The organism is Streptococcus oralis (assembly GCF_023110055.1).
In the GTDB taxonomy this organism is placed as follows: Bacteria; Bacillota; Bacilli; order Lactobacillales; family Streptococcaceae; genus Streptococcus; species Streptococcus oralis_BY.
The window spans coordinates 1,444,224-1,468,445 of sequence record NZ_JALDVG010000001.1; the positions used below are offsets into that span (position 1 = coordinate 1,444,224).

Consider the following 24,222-nt stretch of genomic DNA (forward strand, 5'->3'; position numbering starts at 1 on the left):
GCGCAAAGGTTCTTCTTTTATGAAACTTGGACCTGAAGCTGGTCAACAAGCTGACCATCTACCGTCAAATTCAGATAAAAATCTAAGCTTTTATCTCCTACAAAATACAAGGTTGGTATCGTCAGCCTTTTTTCAATCTCGCCAACTTGAAACGCAAGGACTTGAATCTCGTCCCGATAAGCGACACCATGCACACCCGTCCCTGGTTGAATCGAAATCTTAGCTTCTAAAGGACTGCTAGATTCTATGCGCTTCACTGTAAAGTGGACATTTTCTCCCTTGGTCACAGCGAGAATTTTTTCTGAAAACTCTAGTTGCTGAACAGTTTCTTTTTTCGACAAGGTAGGTGTTTTATAGAGTGAAATCTTGGTCAACAAAGGCAAAGCCTGTGCCTCTGTAATGGTCACGCGTATCTTCTGCGCCTCAACGACTGATCCTCGTAAGAGACGTTTGTAGCCAACAGTATAACCAGAGCCAAACTCCTGCCAGGCACCATCCAACTCTACCTGAACATGGAAAGCAGCGATGCGTTGCCCCAACTTCAAATCTTCTCTCAGCTCGATCACATCAAAAGTTTTAGGAGATCCTAAATCGAGCTCTAATTGGATTGGCAACTCTGCATCACTTGCCCAAGAACTAGTCTCTAGTCCATCTATCAGATGATGACAAGCAAAGTCTGGTGATAGAGCAGGGCCAGATACCTTGCCTCCCAAAGCCAAATCTTCTTTATAGAGCTCGTCACGATAGGTAGCAAATTCATAGAGACGCTGGATATCCTTCTCATCAAAGAGGCCATCTTGGTTCGGTGGGATATTAAGCAAGAGTGGAGTTCCCCGCCCTACCGAGTGAAAGTAGATTTCGACCAACTCCTCGAGAGACTTGGGATCCTGATCCTCATGGTAAAACCAGCCTGGCCGAAGAGAAACATCTGCCTCACCGATGGAAAATAGCGTCCCAAAGGGGTCTCCGTGCTGTAGATAATCTAATTCCGCTTCTGTTCCTAGCTGGTCTGGCTTGACTTTTTGCCACAAGGGATCCCCTGCATAGCCCCGTTCATTTCCAATCCAGCGGATACTAGTTCCCTCAGTTGAGAAAGTCAAACAATCGCCCTGCAAGTCACGAATGGTTTCAAACCAGGTCTCAAACTTATAGTTGATCTTCTGGGCCCCTTCGCCTCGAGCACCATCCATCCACACCTCAGTGAACTTACCGGCATTCCCATAGGCAGGATTTGACAAGATTTCCTTCAATTGAGCCAGATAGTAGGCATTGTAAGCCGCTTCTCGCTCCACGTGATAGAGGGGACTGTGAGTATCCCAAGGAGACAAATACACTCCCATATCCATGTCAAACTCAGTTACAGCTTTGGAAACCTCAAGGAGCAAGTCCCCTTTTCCATCCCTCCAAGGGCTAGCCTTGACCGAATAGTCTGTATGGGCTGTCGGGTAGAGAACAAAGCCATCGTGGTGCTTCACCACCAAAATCAGCTTTTTAAAACCCGTTTCTTTAAGCACTCGAACCCATTCACGCGCATCCAACTTAGTCGGGTTAAAACGCATAGGATCCTCTTGCCCACTTCCCCATTCCTGGTCATAAAAGGTATTGGGACCAAAATGGATAAAGGCAGCTAGTTCATCCTCTAAATAATCCAGCTGGGCCTGACTTGGTAATGGTCCATGCGGTTTTATGTTCGTCATCATCTCACATCTCTTTCTCTTGTTCACAAAATTATCCACAACTTGTGGATAAGAAAACATGCCTAAAAACTAGTTTCTCCAAAATCCAGCTCTTAGACTTAGAGGCCTTCACCCTAAACAGACCTTTGTCAAACAGCTCTGTACTAGGGTTTCTACTAGCTCTCTAGCAAGTTACTAATGTACGGAACTAGTATCAGGGTGCTTCAACACCCTGAGTTATATGTCATTTTCCCCTAGACTTATCCACAGACTGTGAATAAACTAGTGTTCCAGACCGCTCTCTCCTTGACTATAACAAAAAGCGATAGCAGCGTCAATATGACTAAGCTCCCTTCCTAAATCCCCTGAAAAGATTCTATAATTTGTACAATCGTAGCTTTTGCATTCGCCAGCTAGTGAGAATCAGCCAGTAGAAAATGACCTCTTTATCACATTGTGAACAGCACAGCTGTAGTACTATAGCGCCCACAACCTACTCAGATAATCGTTTCTAGCAAAAAATCCCGCAGATTTGCGGGATTCTCTCTTGCATCAATGCGCCAACATTTCTTGGGCGATTTCTTGACCAGATAGGTTATCTGGGTAGTAGGTTGGCCAGTTATCCATCTCTTCAAAGAGGGCTTCTTGGCTAGTACCTCCAAAGAAGATATGGAAATGTTCTGCCTTGACTGGGGCGATATTGTGGTCACTAAACTGAACGTACTTGAACTGTCCAGCATCCGCATCTGTCGCTTCAAAGAGGAAGCGCACGCCACGATTGCCTTTCTTATAAGTCAAGATTTTCTTGCCGACATACTTATAGGTGAATTTCTTGCTTTGACCACCTTGAACAAATTCCATAGTGTTGTCAGTGATGTTGATCTTAGTCACATCTGTCTGATAGCCTTTTCTATAGTAGGCCTTATACTCATCCTTGGTCATCTTACCAGTCAACTTAGCCTTGTAGTCAAAGACTTGATCAAAGGTTCCATCCTCAAGGAAAGGATAAACTGACTGCCAGTTGCCAACATAGTCACTCAAGGTACGATCTTTGACATCTGCATCCTCAAAGTAACCGTTGTGAACTGTCTTAGTGTTTTCTTCCTTCTCTGGTTCGATTTCTGGTCCTTCTTGGTCCGTTGTCTGTTTCAAAGCCTTGAGGTTTTTCTCCATCACGGAGATATAGTCCTCACCAGCCTTGGTTGCTTCTTCTGTTAGACTTTCTAGCGGATTGAGCACGTCTAGTTTGACACCTGTTTCTTTTGAGAGTGTATTGGCGAGGGCTTGTGAAGCATTTTCTTCAAAGTAGATATAAGAAATCTTGTTTTTCTTGATATACTCTGTCAATTCTGCCAAACGTGCTGCTGATGGTTCTGCATCTGGTGAGAGACCTGAGATGGATACTTGCTTGAGACCGTAGTCCAAGGCAAGATAGTTAAAGGCAGCGTGCTGGGTCACAAAGCTCTTTTGTTTCGCTTGAGATAAGCCATCTGTATAAGCCTTATCCAATGCTTGCAATTTTTCAATGTAGGCAGCTGCATTCTTCTCAAAAGTCTCTTTTTTATCAGGATAATCTGCTGACAAGCTGTCACGGATATGCTCTACCAGTTTGATGGCGCGTGCTGGTGAAAGCCAAACGTGGGGATCGTAGTCGTGATGGTGACCTTCACCACCATGATCATGCCCTTCCTCTTCTTCCTCACCACCTGGCAAAAGTAACATATCACCTGTTGCCTTGATGGTTTTCACTTTTTTCTTATCCAAGGATTCTAGCAATTTTGGAACCCAAGTTTCCATATTTTCATTTTCATAGACAAAGGTATCTGCGTCTTGGATTTTGGCAACTGCCTTGGCAGACGGTTCGTACTCATGGGGTTCTGTACCAGCACCGATGAGAAGTTCTACATTAGCAGTATCTCCTGCGACTTGTTTGGTAAATTCGTAGACAGGGTAAAAGGTTGTCACGATATTTAGCTTCCCATCTGCCTGTTTTTGATTGGAACAAGCCACTAAAAACAGGGCACATAGACTAGCTAGTAGTAAGCTCAGTTTTTTCATTTCATTCTCCTATTTGATAAAACGTTTCAGTAGACTGACTAACAAAAAGACAGCTACAAAGATAATGGTGATACTAGCGCTGGCAGGGGTTTCCGCATAGTAGGAAATATAAAGTCCTGCCACCATTCCCAAAAAGCCAATAGCGCTGGCTAGTAACATAACGGATTTGAAGTTTTTCCCCAGACGAAGGGCAATACTAGCTGGCAAGACCATAATGGTCGATACCAGAAGAGCTCCTGCTGCAGGAATCATAAGGGCAATGGCCACCCCTGTCACCATGTTAAAGAGGATAGACATGGTACGAACGGGCAAGCCATCCACAAAGGCCGTGTCCTCATCAAAGGTCAGGATATACATTGGTCGCAAGAATAAGAAAGTCAAGAGTAAAACGACCGCAGCAATGGCAAAGAGGAAAATCACCTGCTCCTGGCTAATGGTCACAATCGAACCAAAGAGATATTGGTCCAAACTCATGGAGCTCGAACTTTTCCCCTTACTCATGACAATCAGAGACACTGCAAGTCCTGTTGACATGAGGATGGCAGTTCCGATTTCCATAAAGTTCTTATAGACTGTCCGGAGATACTCCAAAAAGACCGCAGCGATCAAGACAATGGCAATGGTTGAAATGGTTGGAGAAATTCCCAAAACCAGACCAAAGGCTACTCCTGATAGAGAAACGTGACTGAGGGTATCACTCATGAGACTCTGACGACGTAAGATAAGGAAGGTCCCAAGAACTGGAGAAAAGAGACTCATGGCAATGACCGCCAAGAAGGCACGCTGCATGAAATCATAAGATAACAAACTAAGCATGTTCCACCTCCTGATCGCTTTCGTGAACGTTGAAACAACGCCATGGCGAATCTTGGTTACGAACTAGATGAATATTGCGATCCGCATAGTCCTTGACCTCCTCAGGGTCATGGGTAATCATCAAAACAGCCTTGCCATGATGGTGGGCACTATGGTGCATGAGTTCGTAAAATTCATTTTTGCTTCCCGCATCCATCCCTGTCGTTGGCTCATCCAAGACAAAGATATCTGGGTCAGAAGCAAACATCCGGGCAATCACTGCTCGTTGCTTTTGCCCTCCCGAAAGGGAACCAATTCGTTTGTTACGGTGTTCCCACATACCAACTGAGTCTAGACTGGCCTTGATATGTTCCTCATCATGGGCGTTCAAGCGACGGAACCAGCCCTTTCGCGGATAGCGACCCGACTTGACAAATTCATAAACTGTACTTGGAAAACCAGCATTAAAACTAGCTATCTGCTGGGGAAGATAGGCTATCCTAAGTTTTTTCCCATGAGTATTTGTCTTTGAGATGGTTACCTTACCAAATCTTGGCTGCAAGATGCCTAGGCTCGCCTTGATAAGCGTTGTCTTGGCAGCTCCATTTTCACCAGTCAAGGTGACAAACTCCCCGCTATCAACACTGTAGTTGATGTGCTCGAGGACAGGCTCTTTGTCATAATAGAAAGACAAGTCCTCTACTGTAATATACCGCATTATTTGATTTCTCCTACTAAAGCAGTTAAAAACCGCTGGATCACTTCTTGTTCATTTGGAGTAAACTGACTTGCTACTTGTTCATAGGCTAAGAGCGTGTGTTCATGATGATGGTGGTGTTCCTCTGCCACCGGTCGAGCTAGCTCTGTCAGTTGATAAAAGATCACACGCGCATCCTTTGGATCTCTGGATGTCTCTAACATGCCCTCTTTGACCAAAGATTTGATAGCCTTGGTCACTGCCGCCTGACTGACATTAAGGCGACGGGCCAACTCCGAGTTGGTTAGGGATTCTTCTGACAAGAGCATGAGGATGTGTTCCTGAGTATTGGTCAAGGCAACGTCACTCGTGCAATGCCCGATTAGAATTTCATGCTGGTTCTCAGATCTCAAGATCACCTCGTTTAAAAAGTTATCGATTTCCTGTGCAAGCTGTCTCATGTGTTACTCCTTCCCTAGCTATCTTTTCGTAAAAAACATAGATAGCCACCGATTCTTTACTGGTTAATTATATCATAAACCAAAAAAGAGTCAAGGGAAAAAGGCGTAAAAACGTTTCCCTAGACTCTTCTAGATGTGAAATTTAACCTATTTTTGCTTTGGTTTTCGGCTTGATAAGATACCTGCCAAACCAGCTACCATTCCCATCAAGAGCAAGAAGATGGACTGTTCGCTTCCTGTATTTGGGAGGGCCTTTTCTGAGACAACTGCCTTCTTGCTAAATTGACTTGCCACCTCATAAGTCAATGGCACATTTGTAGTCGCATCATTAGCAGCCGCATTCGTTTGAGGCGTTTCTACCGGCAGACTAAAAGTTGTAGAATCCACAGAAATCGTCCGTGAGTTCGGATTGATCTTTTCATACTGGGTCAAATCAGCGGTTTTCAGATACTCTTCAAAGGCTGCATCCATAGAAGGACCTTCTTCACGCGCACCACCTAACATCGTGTAGCCATCACCACCCGCAGCTAGGAAATCATTGGTTGCAAGATAGTAAGTTTTTGCGAGGTCCAGGAGATCATAACGACCAGTCGCACGGTTTTTAACCTGGATAGCCAAGACACGTTTGCCTGATGGGAGGTTGGTATCATAGTAGACCTTCACACCTGAAACTTGCAAGAAGCCACCACTTGGTTCTAGCAATGGTTGTCCGTTCTCATCCAAGACCTTCTTGCCATCCTTATCGACCTGCAAGATAGATCCGAGTGATTTTTCAAACATATCCAAAACTTGTTGCCCCGTCACTTGGATTTGTGAGATAGTATTCCCAAATGGAAGAACGGCAATGACATTTCCTTTAGTGATCGGTTTGCCTTTTGCAATGGTTTCACGCAAACCACCACCATTTGTCACAGCGATGTCTGTCGGATGGCTAAATCCTGTTTGACCATACTGATAGAGCGAGTCTGCCACGACGTTTCCGAGGTTGGTTTCACGGACCCGAACATTTTCACGATCACCGTTGAGTTCTACAGGGCTGTTTGAGACAATCTCAACTGCATTTTCAGCATCGTATTTTTGTTTAATGTCTTTGACTAGTTTTTCAACTGTTGGATTGGCTGGTAATTTTTTAGCATCAGCAGCCGGAATCTGAGTTGGATTGCCCAAAAGCTGACGTGATTTGTAGGTGATTTTCCCTACATTATGAAGGTAGCTTCCTGTTTGGTTATAGGTAACATTGTCTCCATAAGTCGTTGATTCTACTGTATGAGAGTGACCGTCGATTACTGTTACGCGTTTCCCTTTCAAACGAGGATTTTTAGACAAGGCTTCTGCCAAAGTTGAACCACGCCATTCTACTGGGGTTGTGGTATCCACACCCAAGTGAGCCAGCACAACATAGTGTTTGTAGTCCTTACCTTCTGCACGAGCCTTAGCTTGAACTTCTTCGATGACCTTATTGACTTCAGAGATTGGATCTGTAAAAGTTACCCCTTTAATGTTTTTAGGGTGGGTTTTTGTAGCAGTTTCAGGTGTTGTCACGCCGATTACAACAAACTCATCACCTTCCACAGTCTTATCTTTATCAACGATTGTAGAAGCTTCAAAGAGACGAGCACCATTGACGTAGGTGTTTGAGCTAAGTAATGGGAATTTCAAGATTTCCTTGTATTTTTTAGCTTCGTCTAAACCAAAGTCAAACTCATGGTTTCCTACTGCCATGGCATCATACTGCATCTGATTGAGAATTTCGGCGCGTGCTTCACCCTTTGTAGAGTTGGAAATCGGTAAACCTTGGAAGGCGTCTCCAGCATCTACGACGAGAGTCGTTTGATTTGATTTCGCGCGTTCCTGCTCAATGACAGTCGCTAACTTGGCATCTCCAATTACTCCCTTTTCCTCTACAATACGACCATGGACATCATTGGTGTGTAAGATAACGGTGTCCTTTTCTTCGCTTTTAGTAGATTCAGCAGGAGCTGACGGAGTTTCTGCAGGTACAACCGCTTCTGAAGTTGCCGAAGTTTCCGGTACCGCAGGGCTCTCAACAGGAGCTGGAGTCGCCGACGTAGCAGGAGTCGCTACAACAGCTGAACTTTCTGCAGGAGTCGTTGCTTCTTCAGCATAGACTTGTCCAGCTAAGAAGGCTGGAGCTAACAGGGCTGTCGATAAGACTGGTAACAAAGAACGTTTGTTCATTTTAAAATCCCTTTCTTTTCTTTTTCTCTTTTATATTATACGCTATTTCTAAAAATTTTGAAACTTTTGACCTATTTTCATCTTAAATATTCGCCATTTAAACAAAAAAGCTTGGGTTTAATTCCCAAACTTTTAGACCATTCTATTTGAAATCTTTGATGTTCCCATCATAGGTCGCCCAGTCCTTGCTAAAGAAGCGGTCATTCATCTTGTAGTCTGGAGCTGGTTTCGGATCCGTCAAGAAAGGATTGACAACCTTATCAAAAGCTAGCCAACCTAACCATCCTAGATGAATGGTATCCTTAACAAAATAAGGGTCCCCTCCATTTTTTGAAAAATCAGCAATATTGGTAAAACCCTGACTTTCTAATTGGTAACGAATTTTCTCCACTGCATGCTGGTACATCTCTTCACTGAGCCCTGTGTACTCCATCCACTTCTTGTTAACCGGCTGAATGACAAAGAGCACATTGACATTCGACTTAGCAAATTGATTGAGGACCAGCTGCAAATCATTGTATTCAGAGGACTTGAGGAAGTTGTAATTTTTTTGATACCCTTCCCATTTTTTTAAATCCTTTTGAATCTCTCTCGTATAGAAATGATTTTCCATCCCCATATCGTTATTGGTCGTATTTGCTTCTGCGTCCTTACGAACAATTTTTTCTAACTCATCATAAGAAAATTGATCCGGAAGATCTTTTAAATAGTTCTCCACGTGTTCCTTGTACTTGAGTTGTCCTCGAATGGAGAATTGTCCAAAGAGAGCGGATTGTTTTTCGTTGAATCGCGCAAAAATATCAATAGCAACCTGATCAACATCTGATAATTCTTCACCCTTTGACAGTTTTTGAACAATGCCTTTCAATGCAACATTAGGATTCTGCTTTAACAATCGAATAGCCGCATGCTTTGCAGCAATGTCACCAGATTGATTTCCCAAAAAAGCTGTTAATTGGTCACTGTTAAAAAATCTCTGAAACGCTGCGGGTTCATAATCTGTCTCCGTAAACCACTGAGGCGAAATCACAAATACAGCCTGCTTATTCTCTATTTCTGGCAAAATTTGCTGTAGACCAAAATATTGATTGAGAGAGGCTGCTCCTGCTTGACCTAGAAAGTAAGGACGATAGGGACGATGGTATTTTTCCGCTAAAACAGCTGGATGGACACTATCAAATCGAATCCATTCACTGGACCCTAGAAAAGGAATAAAACGCATATTTGGATCCGTAAGAGCCCTTACTTTTTGGCTTCTCTCTTTAAAACTCTCTGCACTAACAGAAGCCGCCGAGTATTTCTCCTCCGTCAGATTATGGCTTGTTGTACCTGGATAAAAAAAGATGAGTAGAAGAACCAAAAATCCAGCAATGAAGATAGGCCCGAAGATCAGCCACAAGCGTTTAAGCATTCTTCAACTCCGTAATACCTTCTACGATTTTATTAGCCGTATTCCAGTCATCACGACCGAACTCCGTCACTGGAACACGAATGTCAAAACGGTTTTCAATCTCCACAATCAATTCAACCGTTCCCATGCTATCCAAGACACCGGCATCAAAAAGATCTTCATCCATCATGTCAGAAACATCTTCCATAAACAACTCATCAATAATTTCAATAACTTCTGATTTGATATCCATTTTTTATATCCTTTTATTTTTTAAACCATAAATCATTCAAAAATCCAGAAAAGATTAAGAATGAAACCATCACGACATGGAAGGTGACAACCATGCCAAGCAACTGAATCCAGCGATTCTCAGGTAAGGAACCCTTTCCAGCTTTTTTCCGTTCTTTATTGAGCGCTTTTTTCTTACGAACCCAAGCATCATTGATGACCAGCCCAATCCCATGAAAAAGTCCATAGGCGATGTAGTACCAGGTCACACCATGCCAAAATCCCATAATCAGCATATTGAGAATATAGGCTACACTTGAAGTGACATTGCGATTTTTAAAGACCTTCTTTCTGGTCAACACCATGACCATCCGCATAAAGACAAAGTCACGGAACCAGAAAGACAGACTCATGTGCCAGCGATTCCAAAACTCTTTTAAATCCCTTGACAAAAAGGGCTTGTTAAAGTTGATAGGACTATGAATACCCATCAAGTTTGAAATGGCTAAGGCAAACATAGAGTAGCCCGCAAAGTCAAAAAAGAGCTCCAGACCAAAGGTGTACATGACCGCTAAAGCGTAGAGGTTAAAGAAACCACCTGTCTGCAAGGCCAAATTTTTCAGCGGAGGCAATAATGTCTCTCCTAAAATGTGAGCCAAGATAAACTTGTAGAGGAAGCCAAGCATGATATATTTGACAGCCTCTTCTAGCATGTCCATCAACTCATTCCGTTCAGGAATGGTCTCGTAATTTTCATTGAAGCGTTTGAAACGATCAATAGGACCACTTGAGAAAGTCGGCATAAAGAGAAGAAAACGTAAGAATTGCCAGATCGTTAATTCCTTGATGACACCGTCTCTCAACTCAACGATAACCCCAACTGCACGAAAGGTCAAGTAAGAAATCCCTAAAAATCCAAACAAAGATTGAGGTCCATGAATAGCAGGAGATACTTTCACAAAGACGATTGGCAATAGGGATAAAAAGCTAACCAGGTAAAATATCCATTTACTATCCCGTTGTTTCCTGTACCTTTTGTAGAAAGATACAAGAAGTACTTGCCAGATAACATAAAGGATAAGAGCGATTATTTGATTCGTCTTTCCACCGACCAACATGGTGACGATAAAGAAGAGACTAACGAGCACCTCGTACAAGGCAAAACGTTTCTTGAAAAAAAGACCAATAAAGATAGGTAAAGTCGCAGCAATTACGTATAAAAAGTACTGAAGATCACCATAAGGTTCCAAATGAGGTAGCTGTTTATAAAGCTCCATCATCTACTGTTTACCTCGTTAATCAAGCCCTTGATATCAATTTTACCATTAGGCGTTAGTGGTAAACTGTCTCGATAGAGAAACTTAGACGGCATCATATAGGACATCATGATATCTGCTAGGTCTTCCTTGATAGCCTTGGTAATATCGATATCACGCTCAAACTGCTGACGGACACCGTCTTTTAGGATGACATAGGCCAGTAGATTTTGTACCTTGTGGTCCTTGTTATAACGTGGGACAGCAACAGCCGACTCGATAAAGCGAGACTTGTTGAGGTTTTGAGAGACATCTTCCAGCTCAATGCGATAACCATTAAACTTAATCTGGAAATCCATTCGTCCACCATAGAGAAGCAAGCCCTCATCTGTCATGGTTCCTACATCCCCTGTGTGGTAGGCTGGAAGACCTTCGAACTCAAAGAAAGCTTCTGCCGTTTTTTCAGGATTATTCATATAGCCTTTTGAAACAGCTGGTCCAGAAATGATGATTTCTCCCTGTTCACCATTTGGAACTTTCTTACCTTCCCCATCAATGATAAAGGTCGGAGAATCCGCCTTGGTATAGCCGATTGGCAGGCGTTTGAGAGTCGCCAACATCTCATCAGTGACGGCAACTGCTGACAAAGCTACCGTCGCTTCTGTTGGTCCGTAGGCATTGATAATACGGGCATTTGGGAATCGCTCGCGCAGTTTTTGAGCAGTTTTGACCGTCAATTCTTCACCATCAAAGTAGAAATGCGTGATTCCTGGCATTTTCTCACTATTAAAGTCTTCTGACAACATGGCCATATCTGCAAAGGACGGTGTTGAGGTCCAGATAGCAATGGGCAAGGAAAAAATTGTCGCAAAGAGTTTTTTGAAGTCCTGAGTAATGGCTGAAGGAAGAGCGAAAAGCGTACCACCCAGTGCCAAGGTTGGCGCCCAATACATGACAGATAGGTCAAAAGAATAAGGGGGCTGAGCCAGCATTTGTGGACGACTTGGCGTCGCAAATTCCTTATCTGTAATCATCCAGTTGGTAAAGCTGAGGAGATTATCCTGGGAAATCTGCACTCCCTTAGGCTTACCAGTCGTACCAGAAGTAAAGATGATGTAGTAGTTGTCATCTCCCTTGACTGGATGGGTCATCTCGTAGCTGGAAGCTTGAGCAAAAGCTTCATGGACTTGCTTTAAATTCAGCATCGGTGTGCTAGTTTGCTCTAATGGAAAATCTGAGATAGCAATAATCAAGCTTGGCTTTGCAACTTCTACGATAGCAGAAACTCTTTCCAAGGCCGAATGGCTATCAATTGGGATATAGGCATGACCTGACTTAGTTAGCGCTACAAAGGTAGCCAACATCTCATATTCCTGACCACCAAAAACGACGACTGGAGATTTCTCAGGCAAGCCTAGTTGGTCGATAGCTGCAGCCAAACTATCCGAATCAGCCTTCAGTTCACCATAAGTATGTTCTTGACCTAAAACATTGTAGACAGGATATGTTGGTTGCGTTTGAGCAAAGTGCTCAATCGTTTCAATCATATCTTTTATCGGTTTATTAGACACTGTTCCTCTTCTCCTTTAAACTAGAACTCATTATAAATAAAGGTGCCTTGGCTCTGACCAAGGTAACTAAAAAAATAAAGCAAACCAAGCAAGATTACAAAATATAGAGCCGTCCGGCCTAAGAATACATGTAAATTTCGTTGTTTTTTCATAAGCTATCCATTAATATATTGTTTCTATTAACTATCAGTATGTATTGTTAGCATCTTATCTTCCTAACATTTTACCACTTTATCAACCTTTTTTTCAACTGTTTACCATAACTTAAAAATTGGTTTTAGCTTATTTTAAGATAAGTTAAAATATTAATGTTTTGGCCATCAAAAAAGAGCCTGAGATTTCCATCTCAAACTCTGTTGCCAATAACTCTTTTATCTTAGAAAAGTGAAAATACGAGAACTGCTAGAGCCGCTCCGAGGATAGGTCCTACAACAGGAATCCAAGCATAAGACCAGTCTCCATCTCCCTTGTTTGGAATTGGAAGAATGCTGTGCATGATACGAGGTCCAAGGTCACGAGCTGGGTTCAAGGCATAACCCGTTGTCCCACCTAGTGAAAGACCGATACCGACAATCAAGGTCCCCACTGCAAAGGTCCCTAATCCTGCCTGAAGGTCATAGAGTCCCAAGGCAAAGATTGTCAAGAGCAAAACAAAGGTTCCAAGGATTTCGCTAACCAAGTTGGATACTATGTCCTTGATTGCTGGTCCAGTACTAAAGGTCGCTAGGATATTTCCTGCATTTTCTTCTACCTCATAGTGTGGTTTGAATTGCAACCAAACTAAAATTTGAGCCACCATCGCTCCAGCGAACTGAGCTAGGATATATGGGAATACCGAAGCCCAAGGCAAGTCACCTTTTAAGGCTACACCAAACGTCACAGCTGGGTTTAAGTGTGCAGGACTAAGTTTGCCAGATACAAAGACGGCAACCGCAACGGCGATCCCCCATCCCATCGTGATGACGATCCATCCTGAATTGTTACTCTTGGTTTTGGGAAGAACCACACCTGCTACAACACCATTTCCTAGGAGGATAAGGATCAAAGTCCCCAAAAATTCTCCAAATAATTCTTTCATCATATCGTTGTCTCCATTTAAAAGAAGGAGAGAGAAGGCAAGGAAAGCTTACCTCCCTCTCTTCTAGTTTTTCTTAATTTTTTAATGCCGCTAAATCGTTGTTAGCAAGTGCTGCTTCAACATCCGCACGGTAGGCTGCTTTTTCTTCTTCGGTCCAATCATAGAATCGTCCCATTTCATCCAGAACTGGCTCAACGATGCTATCTAAACTATCACGCATAAAGAGCATGTGGTTGGTACGACGAAGGAGGAAGTCAACTGGGCTAAGAGCCAATTCATTGCGCATTGCATAGTGAAGGGACAAGGTGTCTGCCAAGCTGAGTCCTGGCGCCTGTTCCAAGCTGTGAGCAAGGGCGAAGACCTTCGGTGCATTTGAACCGTAAAGATTTGCGAGATAGTGAGCTTCCTTGCTATCCAAACCACGTGAAACTCCAAGTTGAGCAAAGGCCTCAATTTCTGAGTCCACATTTGCTGGGTTCAATTCTCCACCTGAAACAGGATAAGTCTTCGAGTTGATCAGTTTAAAGCTACGGTCAAATTCTGCTTTGAGGATATCAACCACGCGCTCCATAGCCCCTTCAGCCATCTTACGGTAGTCTGTGATTTTACCACCAGCAAGGGTCAACAGGCCATTGTCATCACGGTCCAAGCTCGAACCACGTGAAACGGCAGATGGGTCCAAATGTTTCTCAGATGTGCTGCTTTCAAGCTTGCTGACAGCAGACTCAACATCTTCACGCGATTTTTCTTTCGATAGATAAGCCTCGACAGTCGCAATCAAGCTATTGAAGCTTTCGTCGCTAATGGTTCCGTTATTTCCGCCGTTGTAGTCAGAAGCGCTATTGCCTGCGATCAATGGACGAAGACCAGCCCAGCTACTTTCGATATCATCAATGGTGATGTTTGCTTCTGGGAAGCGGTTGTTAACAATGCCAAGTAGATAATCCACATCTTCCTGCGTCACTTTTGGATGTTCCAAATCACCTGTGTAGTCTGTATCGGTTGTACCAAAGTAGGTCTTGTTTTCACGGGGGAGAACAAAGACCATCCGGCCATCTCCCAAACCTGTGTCAAAGTAAACTGGCTGTGAAACCTTGATCTTACTAGAGTCAACCACCAAGTGAACTCCCTTGGTTGGACGCATTTGTGAGAATTGCGTTCCCTTATTAGACAAATTACGTACCTTGTCACTCCAAGGACCTGTCGTATTGATAACCAAACGAGCCTTGATTTCAAAGACTTGGTCTGTCAACAAATCACGAGCTACAACACCTGTAATCTTGCCACTTTCGTCAAAGAGGAAGCCTTCTGCCTTAACGTGGTTGGCAATGAGGGCACCGTCTTGATTGGCACGTTTGATGTTTTCAATCACGAGACGCGCATCGTTATTACGGAAGTCAAGGTAAACCCCACCTCCTACCAAGCCTTCTTTCTTCAAGTTTGGCTGGCGTTCCAAGACTTCTTCTTTGCTCAAGACCTTGTTAGCAGCTGGCGTATTGCTGACACCTGCCAAAAGGTCGTACAAGTCCATGGCTACTTTGAGACGGAAGAGGCTAAAGGTCGCTCCATCTTCGTCGTAAACTGGCAAGAGCATTGGATCTGGTTTTGGAATGTGTGGAGCGATTTGTTGAACCACCGCGCGCTCAGAAACTGTATCTGATACCACTTCCACGTCAAATTGTTTGAGGTAACGCAGACCTCCGTGGACCAATTTTGTTGAACGGCTAGATGTTCCTTCTGCGAAGTCCTGCATTTCAATCAAACCAGTGTCAAGACCACTGGCTGCCGCCTGCAAGGCTACACCAGCTCCTGTAATCCCCCCACCAATAATCAAGAGATCCAAGGTACGTTCCTGCATTTTTTTAATTGACAATTCACGTGTTTTCTTTGAAAATTCCATATTTACACACTTTCTAACTGAGTCGTTTCATTCTTAAGCTGATCATTGCATCAAGAAACAGTATTAGTCGTCGATTTCCGCAAAGACTTGCGTTGCTTTCACAGCTTTCTTCCAGCCCTTGTAGAGTTGTTCCTTGCGCGATTCGTTCATGGATGGCTCAAAGAGTTCTCCTGTCTCGTTCAAGAGTTTCAACTCATCCAAATCCTTCCAGTAACCCACTGACAAACCTGCTAGGAAGGCTGCTCCTAGAGCAGTTGTTTCCAAGTTTTTGGCGCGTGCGATGTCGATTCCCAAGATGTCAGCTTGGAACTGCATGAGGAAGTTGTTCATAGCTGCACCGCCATCTACCTTCAAGACTTGGATAGCTGTCTGAGCATCTACTTGCATGGTGTCGATGATGTCACGTACTTGATAAGCGATAGATTGCAAAGTCGCCTTGATAAAGTCTTCTTTGCTTGTTCCACGAGTTAAGCCAAAGACCGAACCACGAGCATTTTGGTTCCAATATGGAGCACCTAGACCTGTAAAGGCAGGTACTACATAAACTTCGTCATTGTTGTGAGAATTGAGAGCATATTTTTCAGACTCTGGTGAATTTTCAACCATGCGAAGTCCATCACGAAGCCACTGAATGGCACTTCCTGCGATGAAGATAGAACCTTCCAAGGCATAGTAAACCTTGCCGTTGATTCCATAACCAATCGTTGTCAAAAGGTTGTTTTCAGACAACTGCATCTCTTCACCAGTGTTCATAATGATGAAAGAACCTGTTCCATAAGTATTTTTGACCATACCTGGTTCAAAGGCCAACTGACCGAAGAGGGCTGCCTGTTGGTCCCCAGCCATACCTGAAATTGGTACTTCTCCACCGTAGAAATGGAATGGAGCAGTCTTGCCGTAGATTTCAGAGTTAGAACGAACTTCTGGAAGCATAGCCTTAGGAATGTTGAGGATTTCCAAAATCTCATCATCCCATTTAAGATCCTTGATGTTATAGAGCATGGTACGGGCTGCATTTGAGTAGTCCGTCACATGAGCCGCACCGTCAGTCAATTTCCAAACCAACCAAGTATCAATGGTACCAAAGAGCAATTCTCCTTTTTCAGCTCGCTCTTGAGCACCTTCTACATGGTCCAAAACCCAACGAACCTTGGTAGCAGAGAAGTAAGCATCGATAATCAAACCAGTCTTTTCATGGAATTTTTCCACATAACCTTGGCTTTTTAGTTGCTCAGCCAGAGGAGCTGTCTGGCGTGATTGCCAAACGATAGCATTATAGATAGGGAGACCTGTTTTCTTATCCCAGACGACAGTTGTTTCACGCTGGTTGGTAATCCCGATTGCTTCGATTTGACTTGGTTTCACACCACTTTCGATGAAAGCACCCGCGATAACTGACTGAACAGAGTTCCAAATTTCATTGGCATTGTGCTCAACCCAACCTGCTTGAGGGAAAATCTGAGTGAACTCTTTTTGACTAGAGCTGACCTTTTCTCCTTTTTTGTTAAAAATGATGGCACGAGAACTAGTAGTTCCTTGGTCAATGGCCATGATGTATTTTTCTTGTGACATGTGCTGTCCTCCTGATAAAATCTTGAGGGGGTTCCTCTTTACAGTAACTAGTATACAAAATAAAGCGCTTTCTTGTTCATCAATTTTTTTTAAATTTTAAAAAAATGTGAGGAGATTGTGCGAATTTCACAAAAAAGACCTGAAAATTCAGGTCTTTTAGGCAAAGAGCATCTGACGAATCTTTGCCAAATCCTCCATATCCAAGTCGTTTTTTAAATAATAGATCGGAGTCTGTTCTTTCTTATGAATAGGGTTGTTGGTAATCAACAAATCATAATGTCGACTGGGGTCATAGGCTTCAATAGTAATGAAACGATTGTATTCCAAATACCGTTTCAAAAGGGCAGCCATCCTAGAAAAGACAAGGAAACCAGATGTCAAATCCAGACCAATCCTCATATGTTGGCCACCATTTTCTGCCATATACTCTATCAACTGGAGCCATTCCCAGAGAATTTTCTTATCCAAATCCGTCCCCTGCTGAAAGGCAGGTATAGCATGAAAAATTCTCTCTGCAGTCCCTCTAAAATCATGTTCCATCAGCAAATAGGGATGACGATTCTCTGTCTGGTATCTGTACTGATCTTGCAAGATATAGCCCTTGTAGAGATAAACTTGACCACAAAGCTGGCTGAGTTCATAGGTGACATGGTCCTCTGTGTAGTCCCCCAGCAGCTCCTCCTTCTTCATCTCTTGAATCAATTGCGTCAGCAAATCGGCTAATTGCCCTCCAAAACCAAGGATATACTCCATAGTATGAAGGGGCAAGATACGATGGGAAAGGAGAAATGAAAAGAATACCATCATCTCACCATCCTCAGTTCCTAGAGGGATATGTTGCCCAGCAAAAAAGGACGGAGCCTTTCTCAGCAAACGAAGGTAGAAAATATTGTCAAAATACCCTCGCATTTTTTCTTCTATGACTTGAAACTGACAGGCGTTAACCCGAAGGCGCTGTTGACTGATGTGAACCCAGAGAACCAAGTCCAGTTTCTGACCTGAAGACAAGCTAGCACCGCAGATTTCTTCTAAGCTGGCAATCTCCTGCTTTCTCTCTGGCTTCTGCATATGTCCTTCCCATTCCTGACTGGACCACAACTTGCGAAAAAGACAGAAATAGAAATAGCGAATCTGATGCTCCGGACCTCGCCAACGGCCATTTTGGATGGATAAGTCAAACTCTGACAAAATCTGATTTAGACTAGCTAAGTGGCGACCAAGCGTGGCCTCGCTAATCATCAATTCTTGAGCCAACTGATGAGCTAGAAACTGTTGGTGATAGAGAAGGTAAACCAAAATTTGGTACTTAATGGCATTGTCTAGAAACAAGCTCCGAATCTCTCTCCCCTTGGTAGCTGCACCAATCGACAAGCGCAGATTTTCATCTTCCAAGTGGATGGTCAGCTCTAATCCTCTTTCCAAGGCATTTTCGTTAATCAGAGAGATATACTTGGTTAAGGTCGCCTTTGAAAAACCTGTTTCTTCCATGGCTTCCTTGACTGTTGTCTGCGAATCTTGTAATAGAAAGGAAAGGACTAAAAATTGGCCAGATTCGGCTTTTTCCATCAAATCACCTAAATACATTTGTTACCCCTTTCATTTTCTCCTTCAAGCATAGCATAAATCTTTCAAATGCTGAAATAATCTGTTTCTCATTTTATTTTAAGGTTGATTTCCTCGTCATTATTCCACAGAAACAGCAAACACACAGCTCCCCCTTTGGGCATTTTTATGCTAAAATAGTAGCTATGGATAAAATTATTAAAACTATATCAGAAAGCGGAGCCTTTCGTGCTTTTGTCCTTGATAGCACTGAAACCGTCCGCACTGCTCAAGAAAAACATCAAACCCAAGCCAGTTCAACCGTCGCACTTGGTCGCACCCTTATCGCTAGCCAAATTCTCGCAGCTAATGAAAAAGGAAATACCAAACTAACGGTTAAAGTTCTTGGAACAAGCTCTCTCGGTGCCATCATCACGGTCGCAGATACCAAGGGAAACGTCAAAGGCTACGTTCAAAATCCAGGTGTTGACATCAAAAAGACTGCAACGGGTGAAGTCCTAGTCGGACCTTTTGTTGGAAACGGTCAATTTCTCGTTATCACAGACTACGGTACTGGAAATCCCTACAACTCCATGACTCCCCTCATCTCTGGGGAAATCGGTGAAGACTTGGCATACTACCTGACTGAAAGCCAACAAACCCCTTCAGCAGTCGGCCTCAATGTTCTTTTGGATAAAGACGACAAGGTCGAAGTTGCCGGAGGTTTCCTTCTCCAAGTGTTGCCAGGAGCCAAGGACGAGGAGATTGCTCGCTTTGAAAAACGCATCCAAGAAATGCCAGCCATCTCAACCCTTCTGGAAAGTGACGACCATATCGAAGCTCTCCTCAAGGCTATCTACGGTGACGAATCCTACAAACGTCTATCTGAAGAAGAAATCCGTTTCCAATGTGACTGCAGCAAAGATCGCTTTATGAACGCTCTTGCCAGCCTTCCAAATTCAGACCTTGAGGAAATGAAAGAGGAAGACCACGGGGCAGAAATCACTTGTCAATTCTGCCAAACAACTTATAACTTTGATGAAAACGACTTGGAGGAACTCATTCGTGACAAATCTTAATACATCTTTTATGATTGGCAATGTTGAGATTCCCAATCGTACTGTTTTAGCACCCATGGCTGGCGTGACTAACTCAGCCTTTCGTACCATCGCAAAAGAGCTCGGTGCAGGACTTGTTGTCATGGAAATGGTCTCTGACAAGGGAATCCAATACAACAATGAAAAAACCCTGCACATGCTTCATATCGATGAAGGCGAAAACCCAGTTTCTATCCAACTTTTTGGTAGTGATGAAGACAGCCTCGCTCGCGCAGCAGAATTCATCCAAGAAAATACTAAGACCGATATCGTCGATATCAACATGGGCTGCCCAGTTAACAAAATCGTGAAGAACGAAGCTGGCGCTATGTGGCTCAAGGATCCAGACAAGATCTACTCTATTATCAACAAGGTCCAATCTGTCCTTGATATCCCCCTCACTGTCAAAATGCGCACTGGCTGGTCTGATCCATCCCTAGCCGTGGAAAATGCCCTCGCTGCTGAGGCTGCAGGTGTCTCTGCCCTCGCTATGCACGGCCGTACCCGTGAACAAATGTACACAGGTCACGCAGACCTTGAGACTCTTCACAAGGTTGCTCAAGCTTTGACCAAGATTCCATTTATCGCAAATGGTGATATCCGTACGGTCCAAGAAGCCAAACAGCGTATCGAAGAAGTCGGGGCTGACGCTGTCATGATTGGTCGCGCAGCCATGGGAAACCCCTATCTCTTCAACCAGATCAACCACTACTTTGAAACAGGAGAAATTCTCCCTGACTTGACATTTGAAGACAAGATGAAAATCGCCTACGAACATTTGAAACGCTTGATTAACCTCAAAGGAGAAAACGTAGCCGTTCGTGAATTCCGCGGTCTCGCTCCTCACTACCTCCGGGGAACATCTGGAGCTGCCAAACTTCGTGGAGCCATTTCACAAGCTAACACCCTAGCAGAGATTGAAGCCCTCTTGCAATTAAACAAAGCATAATAGAAAAAACCGTAACTCGCTTGGAGTTTACGGTTTTTTAGATTCTAGGAAAACCTAGATACTATTATTGAATCAAGGCAACGCTTGAAACTTTACCATCCGCACCTGTTGTAATTTGGATGATTTTTCCTCCACCGATTTTGGCATTATACTTGCCATCATCAAGAGTGTAAGAGTAGCCTCTGATAGAATAGTTTTCTTTCTTTCCATCTGCAGTTTCTACTGTGAATTGCCCTCCTGATGAAACCGTAATCGTTTCGCCATTCGCTCCCTTCCAGTTACCTGCTGCAGCTGAGAAGTCACCATCCACCATGGTTAAAACTCCCTTGTAGCGTTTGTTGTGTTCTGCCTGCTTATCTTGAAGTTTGCGGTCAGTTGTTGGATCATAGTTTGACTGGTTAGACTGGGCTTGAGAACCTTGTTGAGTTGACGGAGCCTGAGAAGGGGCTTGTTGACTAGGAGCTGCTTGTTCTTGTCTTGATTCAGGTGCTGGTTTCGCTTGTGACTGATCTGCCGTTGTAGAAGACTGACCAGAAGATGCCTGAGCCTTTTCAGATGAAGCTGAGCTTGAAGATTTTTGAGTCTTGCTTTCTTTACTAGAAGAAGCCGCTTTGGAACTTGATGACTGACTTGTTTTTGCAGAGCTGCTAGTTTGAGTGGTTTCATTTTTATTTCCACAAGCTCCCAGTAGCAAGGTAGAAGCCAAGACAGTCGCTGCCATCAATTTGATATAGGTTTTCTTTTTCATTTTTCTACTCCTTTGTAACATTTTTGAAATGTTAAGAAATCTTTTTGTAATATAATTGTAACATTGGACTTTGAATCTGTCAACTATTTAGAGAAACTATTTTAAAAATTATTCTCTCTACTATCTCTATTCGTAATCGAAACGAAAAAATAGGAAAATTTTTTAGATAAGAGTCCTATTTTTTACACCACCTTTGTGTAATCGCTTGCATTGTTCTAAAATAAATACAGTCGCAACAACAAAGTAACTTAATAAGGGCAAACAAAGAGGTAGGGAACTTTTCCCGACCTCACTTTTTATTTCAATCGATAGGTTTTTCTTGGTTTCTTTTTAGGAACTCGTTTGAGTCCGACTTCTTCTACATATTCGCCGTATTTTACGAGAAAGTTATTGCTGACGATTGGGCGACCTGGGTTGATGAGATTGACCAGTTCAGTCCCTTCATAGACAGTGAACTCCTCCTCTAGCAGATAAAGGAAGGTAGGATTCCAATCGAGACGGCCTTGGATTCGTTTGATGGACTCTTGAATAATGACATAATGGTCAAAGGCGAAGGCTCTCTCCTCCAACTCTACTCCCTCTAAGAAGCACTTGCCCGTCTGAAAATCGACATCTACAAAAACCACATCCTTAGCATCGTCTCCAGCCTGAACGAGGTCTAATGCGCGACTAGGCAGATAAACCAAGTGGGCAATGGTCACCGTCCAGCCACGTGGATCACGACCAGGAGTCGAAACTGTCATCAATTGCTCGATTTTTTCTAAAGGAAGATCGAGATTGACCTCTTCTCTCACCTCGCGTTGACAGGCATGCGTAGCATCCTCTCCTTTGTCCATAAAGCCTCCAACCAGAGCCAAACAGTTTTGATAAGGGTGAGCCTTGCGACGGATTAGTAAGAGCTTGATCTTTCCTTCGACAAAGCAGTAAGCTACCATATCTACTGTCACACTTGGTTTTTCATATTGAGGGAGTTCCTGCCTGTAGTACCAGTCTAAAAACTCCTCCTGACTGGCATGGATTTCATAATATTCTTTTTCCGTCGTCCCGGCTGGAATCATCGTATCTGCCATCTTATGCCTCCTTTCGAACTGCCTTAGTCCATTGGTACCATCCCACTAGACTGTTGAGTGTGTAAACCCAGTACATCCCTTGAATGTGGATATTTTCACCCCACCAGAGATAAATACTAAAGAGATTGGTTGCAATCCAGAAAATCCATTGCTCACGGTAGAGACGTGTCATCAAGAGCTGACCAACACCATTAGTCGCATCGGTTACACTATCACGGAAAGGTCGAGCACTATTGATACTTTGATAAGCCAGGCCCATGCCAATCCAGATAATAGCAGTCAAGGCCAAGTACTTGAGCCAGTCAAGAACAGATAATTTCTTAGCTTCAAAGTGGGATTCTTCTGGTTTTCCTTGATCATTGATACGATTGGACAACCAAGCATAGAGACCAATCGGCTGCATGACAAAGAAGTAAACAGTCGTCAAAACTTCTCCATAAAAAGTCGCATTCATGGCCAAGATCAAGTAGATAGCCGAGTTAATGGCCCCAAAGAGATAATTGCTTGCACGCCCTTCTGCTACCAAGATAACACAGACAATCCCAGTCCAAGATGCAAACAAGCTCAACCAGTCATGGCTTTCTGTATTTTGCGTGAACTCTAAGATCAAGGGAACACTCGACAAGGCGATGAGATACAACCACTGGAAAATACTACGGCCGACAAAGAGATCTTTCCAGAGCAAACGCATGGTTCCTGCAAAACCAATCTTGCGAGCTTCTGCATGGACATTTTTAAAATTTTCGATAAATTGTGTGATTTTTTTAGTTACTGTTTTCATAATTTTCTCCTAATCTGCTTGGTAAATGGCATCGATAGCCACTTTTGCTGCTTCATAATTGCCTAGATAATCCTCCGCTAAATAAACTAGTGGGATGGTGGTTAAATATCGCTCCCTCATCTGGTCCAAATGCTGGGAAAAACTATGACGAACATGGTCTTCTGCCATGGTCATATCTCTAAACCCGTCATTGACATAGGAACCGACAGGTTGCACGAAGAGAATCAAGTCCCATTTTTCCTTAGCCAAGATTGAAACAAAGAGATTGTCAAAGGTTTCTCCTGATAAGTCCCCTTGATCCTCAGTCTCCATGTAATAGTCATAGTAGCCCTTGGTTACTAAAGAGTTTGTGTCAGCTATCACCAGTCCTCGATTGGCATTGCTATCGATTAGCTTGGAGGTCTGGTCATACTGCCCTAAAAGGAGATAATAATAATCCTTTGGGGTCAATTCATCGTCGCGGACATTGTTTTTGATCTGGTACTCACGCGCGTATTCCAGACTAACGGGCGCATCGTAATACCTTGCCAAATCCTTGGCCAGAGTGGTCTTCCCATTGCTAGCACTTCCCATAATCAAGACTTTCTTGGTAAACTGACGACGGAAGGGTTGTGCGATGTATTTCCAATATTTGCTTGGATTTTCTCGAATCATAGTCGCTGAGATACCAAACTTTCTTTCTTGCAAGACAGTGCCAAATCCACGTTTAGCTAGCTCCTGCTGGTATTCTTCTTCTCCCACAAAGAAAGTCAGTTCTTGCTTGGTTTCATCATAGGAAATCTCCGCTAACATCTGATCCAACCACTCCTGCCAGCCCATAGGGTAACGGGGAAGGTTGGTCTCATCCAGCTTGCAGACAGAGGTCAATTCGTCATCACGAAAAGCCTCTCGGATATAGCGAAATCGTTTTTGAAGACTTAAACCTACCTGCTCCCCTCGGTCTCCCTCGTAGCCTGAAACGACTACCCAGACCTGGTCACACTGACGCTTGGCTCGCTGGATTAGATCGATATGCCCTTGATGGAGAGGGGCAAAGGTCCCAAATACCACTGCTGTTTTCTTTTTCATAAATGTTTTACCTTTTTATATTTTTTGATATTTTTATTTTCTATGTTTTTATTATATACTATATTTTTGTTTTGTCAATAGTT

Annotated in this window: 21 protein-coding genes; 2 read left to right on the plus strand and 19 right to left on the minus strand. The window is 43.4% G+C overall.

What is annotated here, in order from left to right; translation table 11 throughout:
- Window positions 1-17: 17 nt before the first annotated feature.
- The 15 genes from M1G01_RS06900 to M1G01_RS06970 all read right to left on the minus strand — a co-directional run bounded on the left by M1G01_RS06900 (window position 18) and on the right by M1G01_RS06970 (window position 18,468).
- Window positions 18-1,697 (minus strand): alpha-L-fucosidase, encoded by a 1,680-nt coding sequence (locus M1G01_RS06900; protein WP_247931513.1) that lies wholly within the window; start codon window positions 1,695-1,697, stop codon window positions 18-20.
- Window positions 1,698-2,228: 531 nt separating this feature from the next.
- Entirely contained in the window at window positions 2,229-3,734 is a 1,506-nt protein-coding gene (gene adcA, locus M1G01_RS06905; protein WP_125413854.1) for a zinc ABC transporter substrate-binding lipoprotein AdcA, read from the minus strand.
- A 9-nt stretch (window positions 3,735-3,743) separates the two neighbouring features.
- Window positions 3,744-4,550 (minus strand): metal ABC transporter permease, encoded by an 807-nt coding sequence (locus tag M1G01_RS06910; RefSeq protein WP_000950023.1) that lies wholly within the window; start codon window positions 4,548-4,550, stop codon window positions 3,744-3,746.
- A complete protein-coding gene (locus M1G01_RS06915) occupies window positions 4,543-5,247 on the minus strand; it encodes a metal ABC transporter ATP-binding protein (RefSeq protein ID WP_247931465.1) in 705 nt (234 codons plus the stop codon). Before M1G01_RS06915 ends, M1G01_RS06910 begins: the two co-directional genes overlap by 8 nt.
- Window positions 5,247-5,687, minus strand: a complete 441-nt coding sequence (adcR, locus tag M1G01_RS06920; RefSeq protein WP_001249328.1) for a zinc-dependent transcriptional regulator AdcR — start codon at window positions 5,685-5,687, stop codon at window positions 5,247-5,249. The genes M1G01_RS06915 and adcR overlap by 1 nt, the downstream gene beginning before the upstream one ends.
- A 147-nt stretch (window positions 5,688-5,834) precedes the next feature.
- A complete protein-coding gene (gene nt5e, locus M1G01_RS06925) occupies window positions 5,835-7,886 on the minus strand; it encodes a cell surface ecto-5'-nucleotidase Nt5e (RefSeq protein ID WP_216732486.1) in 2,052 nt (683 codons plus the stop codon).
- Window positions 7,887-8,028: 142 nt separating this feature from the next.
- Window positions 8,029-9,297 (minus strand): D-alanyl-lipoteichoic acid biosynthesis protein DltD, encoded by a 1,269-nt coding sequence (dltD, locus tag M1G01_RS06930; protein WP_000919834.1) that lies wholly within the window; start codon window positions 9,295-9,297, stop codon window positions 8,029-8,031.
- The gene (dltC, locus tag M1G01_RS06935) at window positions 9,290-9,529 is read right to left on the minus strand and encodes a D-alanine--poly(phosphoribitol) ligase subunit DltC (RefSeq protein ID WP_000351972.1); all 240 of its coding nucleotides are present in this window, start codon (window positions 9,527-9,529) and stop codon (window positions 9,290-9,292) included. The genes dltD and dltC overlap by 8 nt, the downstream gene beginning before the upstream one ends.
- A 13-nt stretch (window positions 9,530-9,542) precedes the next feature.
- A complete protein-coding gene (gene dltB / locus M1G01_RS06940; protein ID WP_247931466.1) occupies window positions 9,543-10,787 on the minus strand; it encodes a D-alanyl-lipoteichoic acid biosynthesis protein DltB in 1,245 nt (414 codons plus the stop codon).
- Window positions 10,784-12,334 (minus strand): D-alanine--poly(phosphoribitol) ligase subunit DltA, encoded by a 1,551-nt coding sequence (dltA, locus tag M1G01_RS06945; RefSeq protein WP_247931467.1) that lies wholly within the window; start codon window positions 12,332-12,334, stop codon window positions 10,784-10,786. Before dltA ends, dltB begins: the two co-directional genes overlap by 4 nt.
- A 20-nt stretch (window positions 12,335-12,354) precedes the next feature.
- Entirely contained in the window at window positions 12,355-12,486 is a 132-nt protein-coding gene (locus M1G01_RS06950) for a teichoic acid D-Ala incorporation-associated protein DltX (RefSeq protein WP_008276434.1), read from the minus strand.
- A 224-nt stretch (window positions 12,487-12,710) separates the two neighbouring features.
- Entirely contained in the window at window positions 12,711-13,415 is a 705-nt protein-coding gene (locus M1G01_RS06955; protein WP_247931468.1) for an MIP/aquaporin family protein, read from the minus strand.
- Between the two features lie 70 nt (window positions 13,416-13,485).
- Window positions 13,486-15,312: a type 1 glycerol-3-phosphate oxidase gene (gene glpO, locus M1G01_RS06960; RefSeq protein ID WP_000395894.1), complete on the minus strand. Its 1,827-nt coding sequence runs from the start codon at window positions 15,310-15,312 to the stop codon at window positions 13,486-13,488.
- Window positions 15,313-15,375: 63 nt separating this feature from the next.
- Entirely contained in the window at window positions 15,376-16,884 is a 1,509-nt protein-coding gene (gene glpK, locus M1G01_RS06965) for a glycerol kinase GlpK (protein ID WP_247931469.1), read from the minus strand.
- 156 nt (window positions 16,885-17,040) lie between these two features.
- A complete protein-coding gene (locus tag M1G01_RS06970) occupies window positions 17,041-18,468 on the minus strand; it encodes an AcpB/EbpR/MafR family transcriptional regulator (protein ID WP_049477599.1) in 1,428 nt (475 codons plus the stop codon).
- Between the two features lie 164 nt (window positions 18,469-18,632).
- Between M1G01_RS06970 and hslO the strand changes: the two genes are divergently transcribed.
- Entirely contained in the window at window positions 18,633-19,505 is an 873-nt protein-coding gene (gene hslO / locus M1G01_RS06975) for an Hsp33 family molecular chaperone HslO (protein ID WP_084944253.1), read from the plus strand.
- Window positions 19,492-20,472, plus strand: coding sequence for a tRNA dihydrouridine synthase DusB (gene dusB, locus M1G01_RS06980; protein ID WP_162285022.1), 981 nt, complete (start codon window positions 19,492-19,494; stop codon window positions 20,470-20,472). The genes hslO and dusB overlap by 14 nt, the downstream gene beginning before the upstream one ends.
- A 64-nt stretch (window positions 20,473-20,536) precedes the next feature.
- Here dusB and M1G01_RS06985 read toward each other — a convergent pair whose 3' ends face one another.
- The 4 genes from M1G01_RS06985 to M1G01_RS07000 all read right to left on the minus strand — a co-directional run bounded on the left by M1G01_RS06985 (window position 20,537) and on the right by M1G01_RS07000 (window position 24,139).
- Window positions 20,537-21,220: a hypothetical protein gene (locus M1G01_RS06985; protein ID WP_049501311.1), complete on the minus strand. Its 684-nt coding sequence runs from the start codon at window positions 21,218-21,220 to the stop codon at window positions 20,537-20,539.
- A gap of 296 nt (window positions 21,221-21,516) precedes the next feature.
- Window positions 21,517-22,290, minus strand: a complete 774-nt coding sequence (locus M1G01_RS06990) for an NUDIX domain-containing protein (protein WP_247931470.1) — start codon at window positions 22,288-22,290, stop codon at window positions 21,517-21,519.
- A 1-nt stretch (window position 22,291) separates the two neighbouring features.
- On the minus strand, window positions 22,292-23,071 hold the full coding sequence (gene pnuC / locus M1G01_RS06995; protein ID WP_247931471.1) for a nicotinamide riboside transporter PnuC: 780 nt from the start codon (window positions 23,069-23,071) through the stop codon (window positions 22,292-22,294).
- 9 nt (window positions 23,072-23,080) lie between these two features.
- Window positions 23,081-24,139, minus strand: a complete 1,059-nt coding sequence (locus tag M1G01_RS07000) for an AAA family ATPase (RefSeq protein ID WP_247931472.1) — start codon at window positions 24,137-24,139, stop codon at window positions 23,081-23,083.
- Window positions 24,140-24,222 lie beyond the last annotated feature (83 nt).

Bases quoted from the DNA above. Each gene is read 5' to 3' on its own strand.
- M1G01_RS06900 (WP_247931513.1), bottom strand. From the start codon at position 1,697: ATGACGAACATAAAACCGCATGGACCATTACCAAGTCAGGCCCAGCTG.
- adcA (WP_125413854.1), bottom strand. From the start codon at position 3,734: ATGAAAAAACTGAGCTTACTACTAGCTAGTCTATGTGCCCTGTTTTTA.
- M1G01_RS06910 (WP_000950023.1), bottom strand. From the start codon at position 4,550: ATGCTTAGTTTGTTATCTTATGATTTCATGCAGCGTGCCTTCTTGGCG.
- M1G01_RS06915 (WP_247931465.1), bottom strand. From the start codon at position 5,247: ATGCGGTATATTACAGTAGAGGACTTGTCTTTCTATTATGACAAAGAG.
- adcR (WP_001249328.1), bottom strand. From the start codon at position 5,687: ATGAGACAGCTTGCACAGGAAATCGATAACTTTTTAAACGAGGTGATC.
- nt5e (WP_216732486.1), bottom strand. From the start codon at position 7,886: ATGAACAAACGTTCTTTGTTACCAGTCTTATCGACAGCCCTGTTAGCT.
- dltD (WP_000919834.1), bottom strand. From the start codon at position 9,297: ATGCTTAAACGCTTGTGGCTGATCTTCGGGCCTATCTTCATTGCTGGA.
- dltC (WP_000351972.1), bottom strand. From the start codon at position 9,529: ATGGATATCAAATCAGAAGTTATTGAAATTATTGATGAGTTGTTTATG.
- dltB (WP_247931466.1), bottom strand. From the start codon at position 10,787: ATGATGGAGCTTTATAAACAGCTACCTCATTTGGAACCTTATGGTGAT.
- M1G01_RS06950 (WP_008276434.1), bottom strand. From the start codon at position 12,486: ATGAAAAAACAACGAAATTTACATGTATTCTTAGGCCGGACGGCTCTA.
- M1G01_RS06955 (WP_247931468.1), bottom strand. From the start codon at position 13,415: ATGATGAAAGAATTATTTGGAGAATTTTTGGGGACTTTGATCCTTATC.
- glpO (WP_000395894.1), bottom strand. From the start codon at position 15,312: ATGGAATTTTCAAAGAAAACACGTGAATTGTCAATTAAAAAAATGCAG.
- glpK (WP_247931469.1), bottom strand. From the start codon at position 16,884: ATGTCACAAGAAAAATACATCATGGCCATTGACCAAGGAACTACTAGT.
- M1G01_RS06970 (WP_049477599.1), bottom strand. From the start codon at position 18,468: ATGTATTTAGGTGATTTGATGGAAAAAGCCGAATCTGGCCAATTTTTA.
- hslO (WP_084944253.1), top strand. From the start codon at position 18,633: ATGGATAAAATTATTAAAACTATATCAGAAAGCGGAGCCTTTCGTGCT.
- M1G01_RS06985 (WP_049501311.1), bottom strand. From the start codon at position 21,220: ATGAAAAAGAAAACCTATATCAAATTGATGGCAGCGACTGTCTTGGCT.
- M1G01_RS06990 (WP_247931470.1), bottom strand. From the start codon at position 22,290: ATGGCAGATACGATGATTCCAGCCGGGACGACGGAAAAAGAATATTAT.
- pnuC (WP_247931471.1), bottom strand. From the start codon at position 23,071: ATGAAAACAGTAACTAAAAAAATCACACAATTTATCGAAAATTTTAAA.
- M1G01_RS07000 (WP_247931472.1), bottom strand. From the start codon at position 24,139: ATGAAAAAGAAAACAGCAGTGGTATTTGGGACCTTTGCCCCTCTCCAT.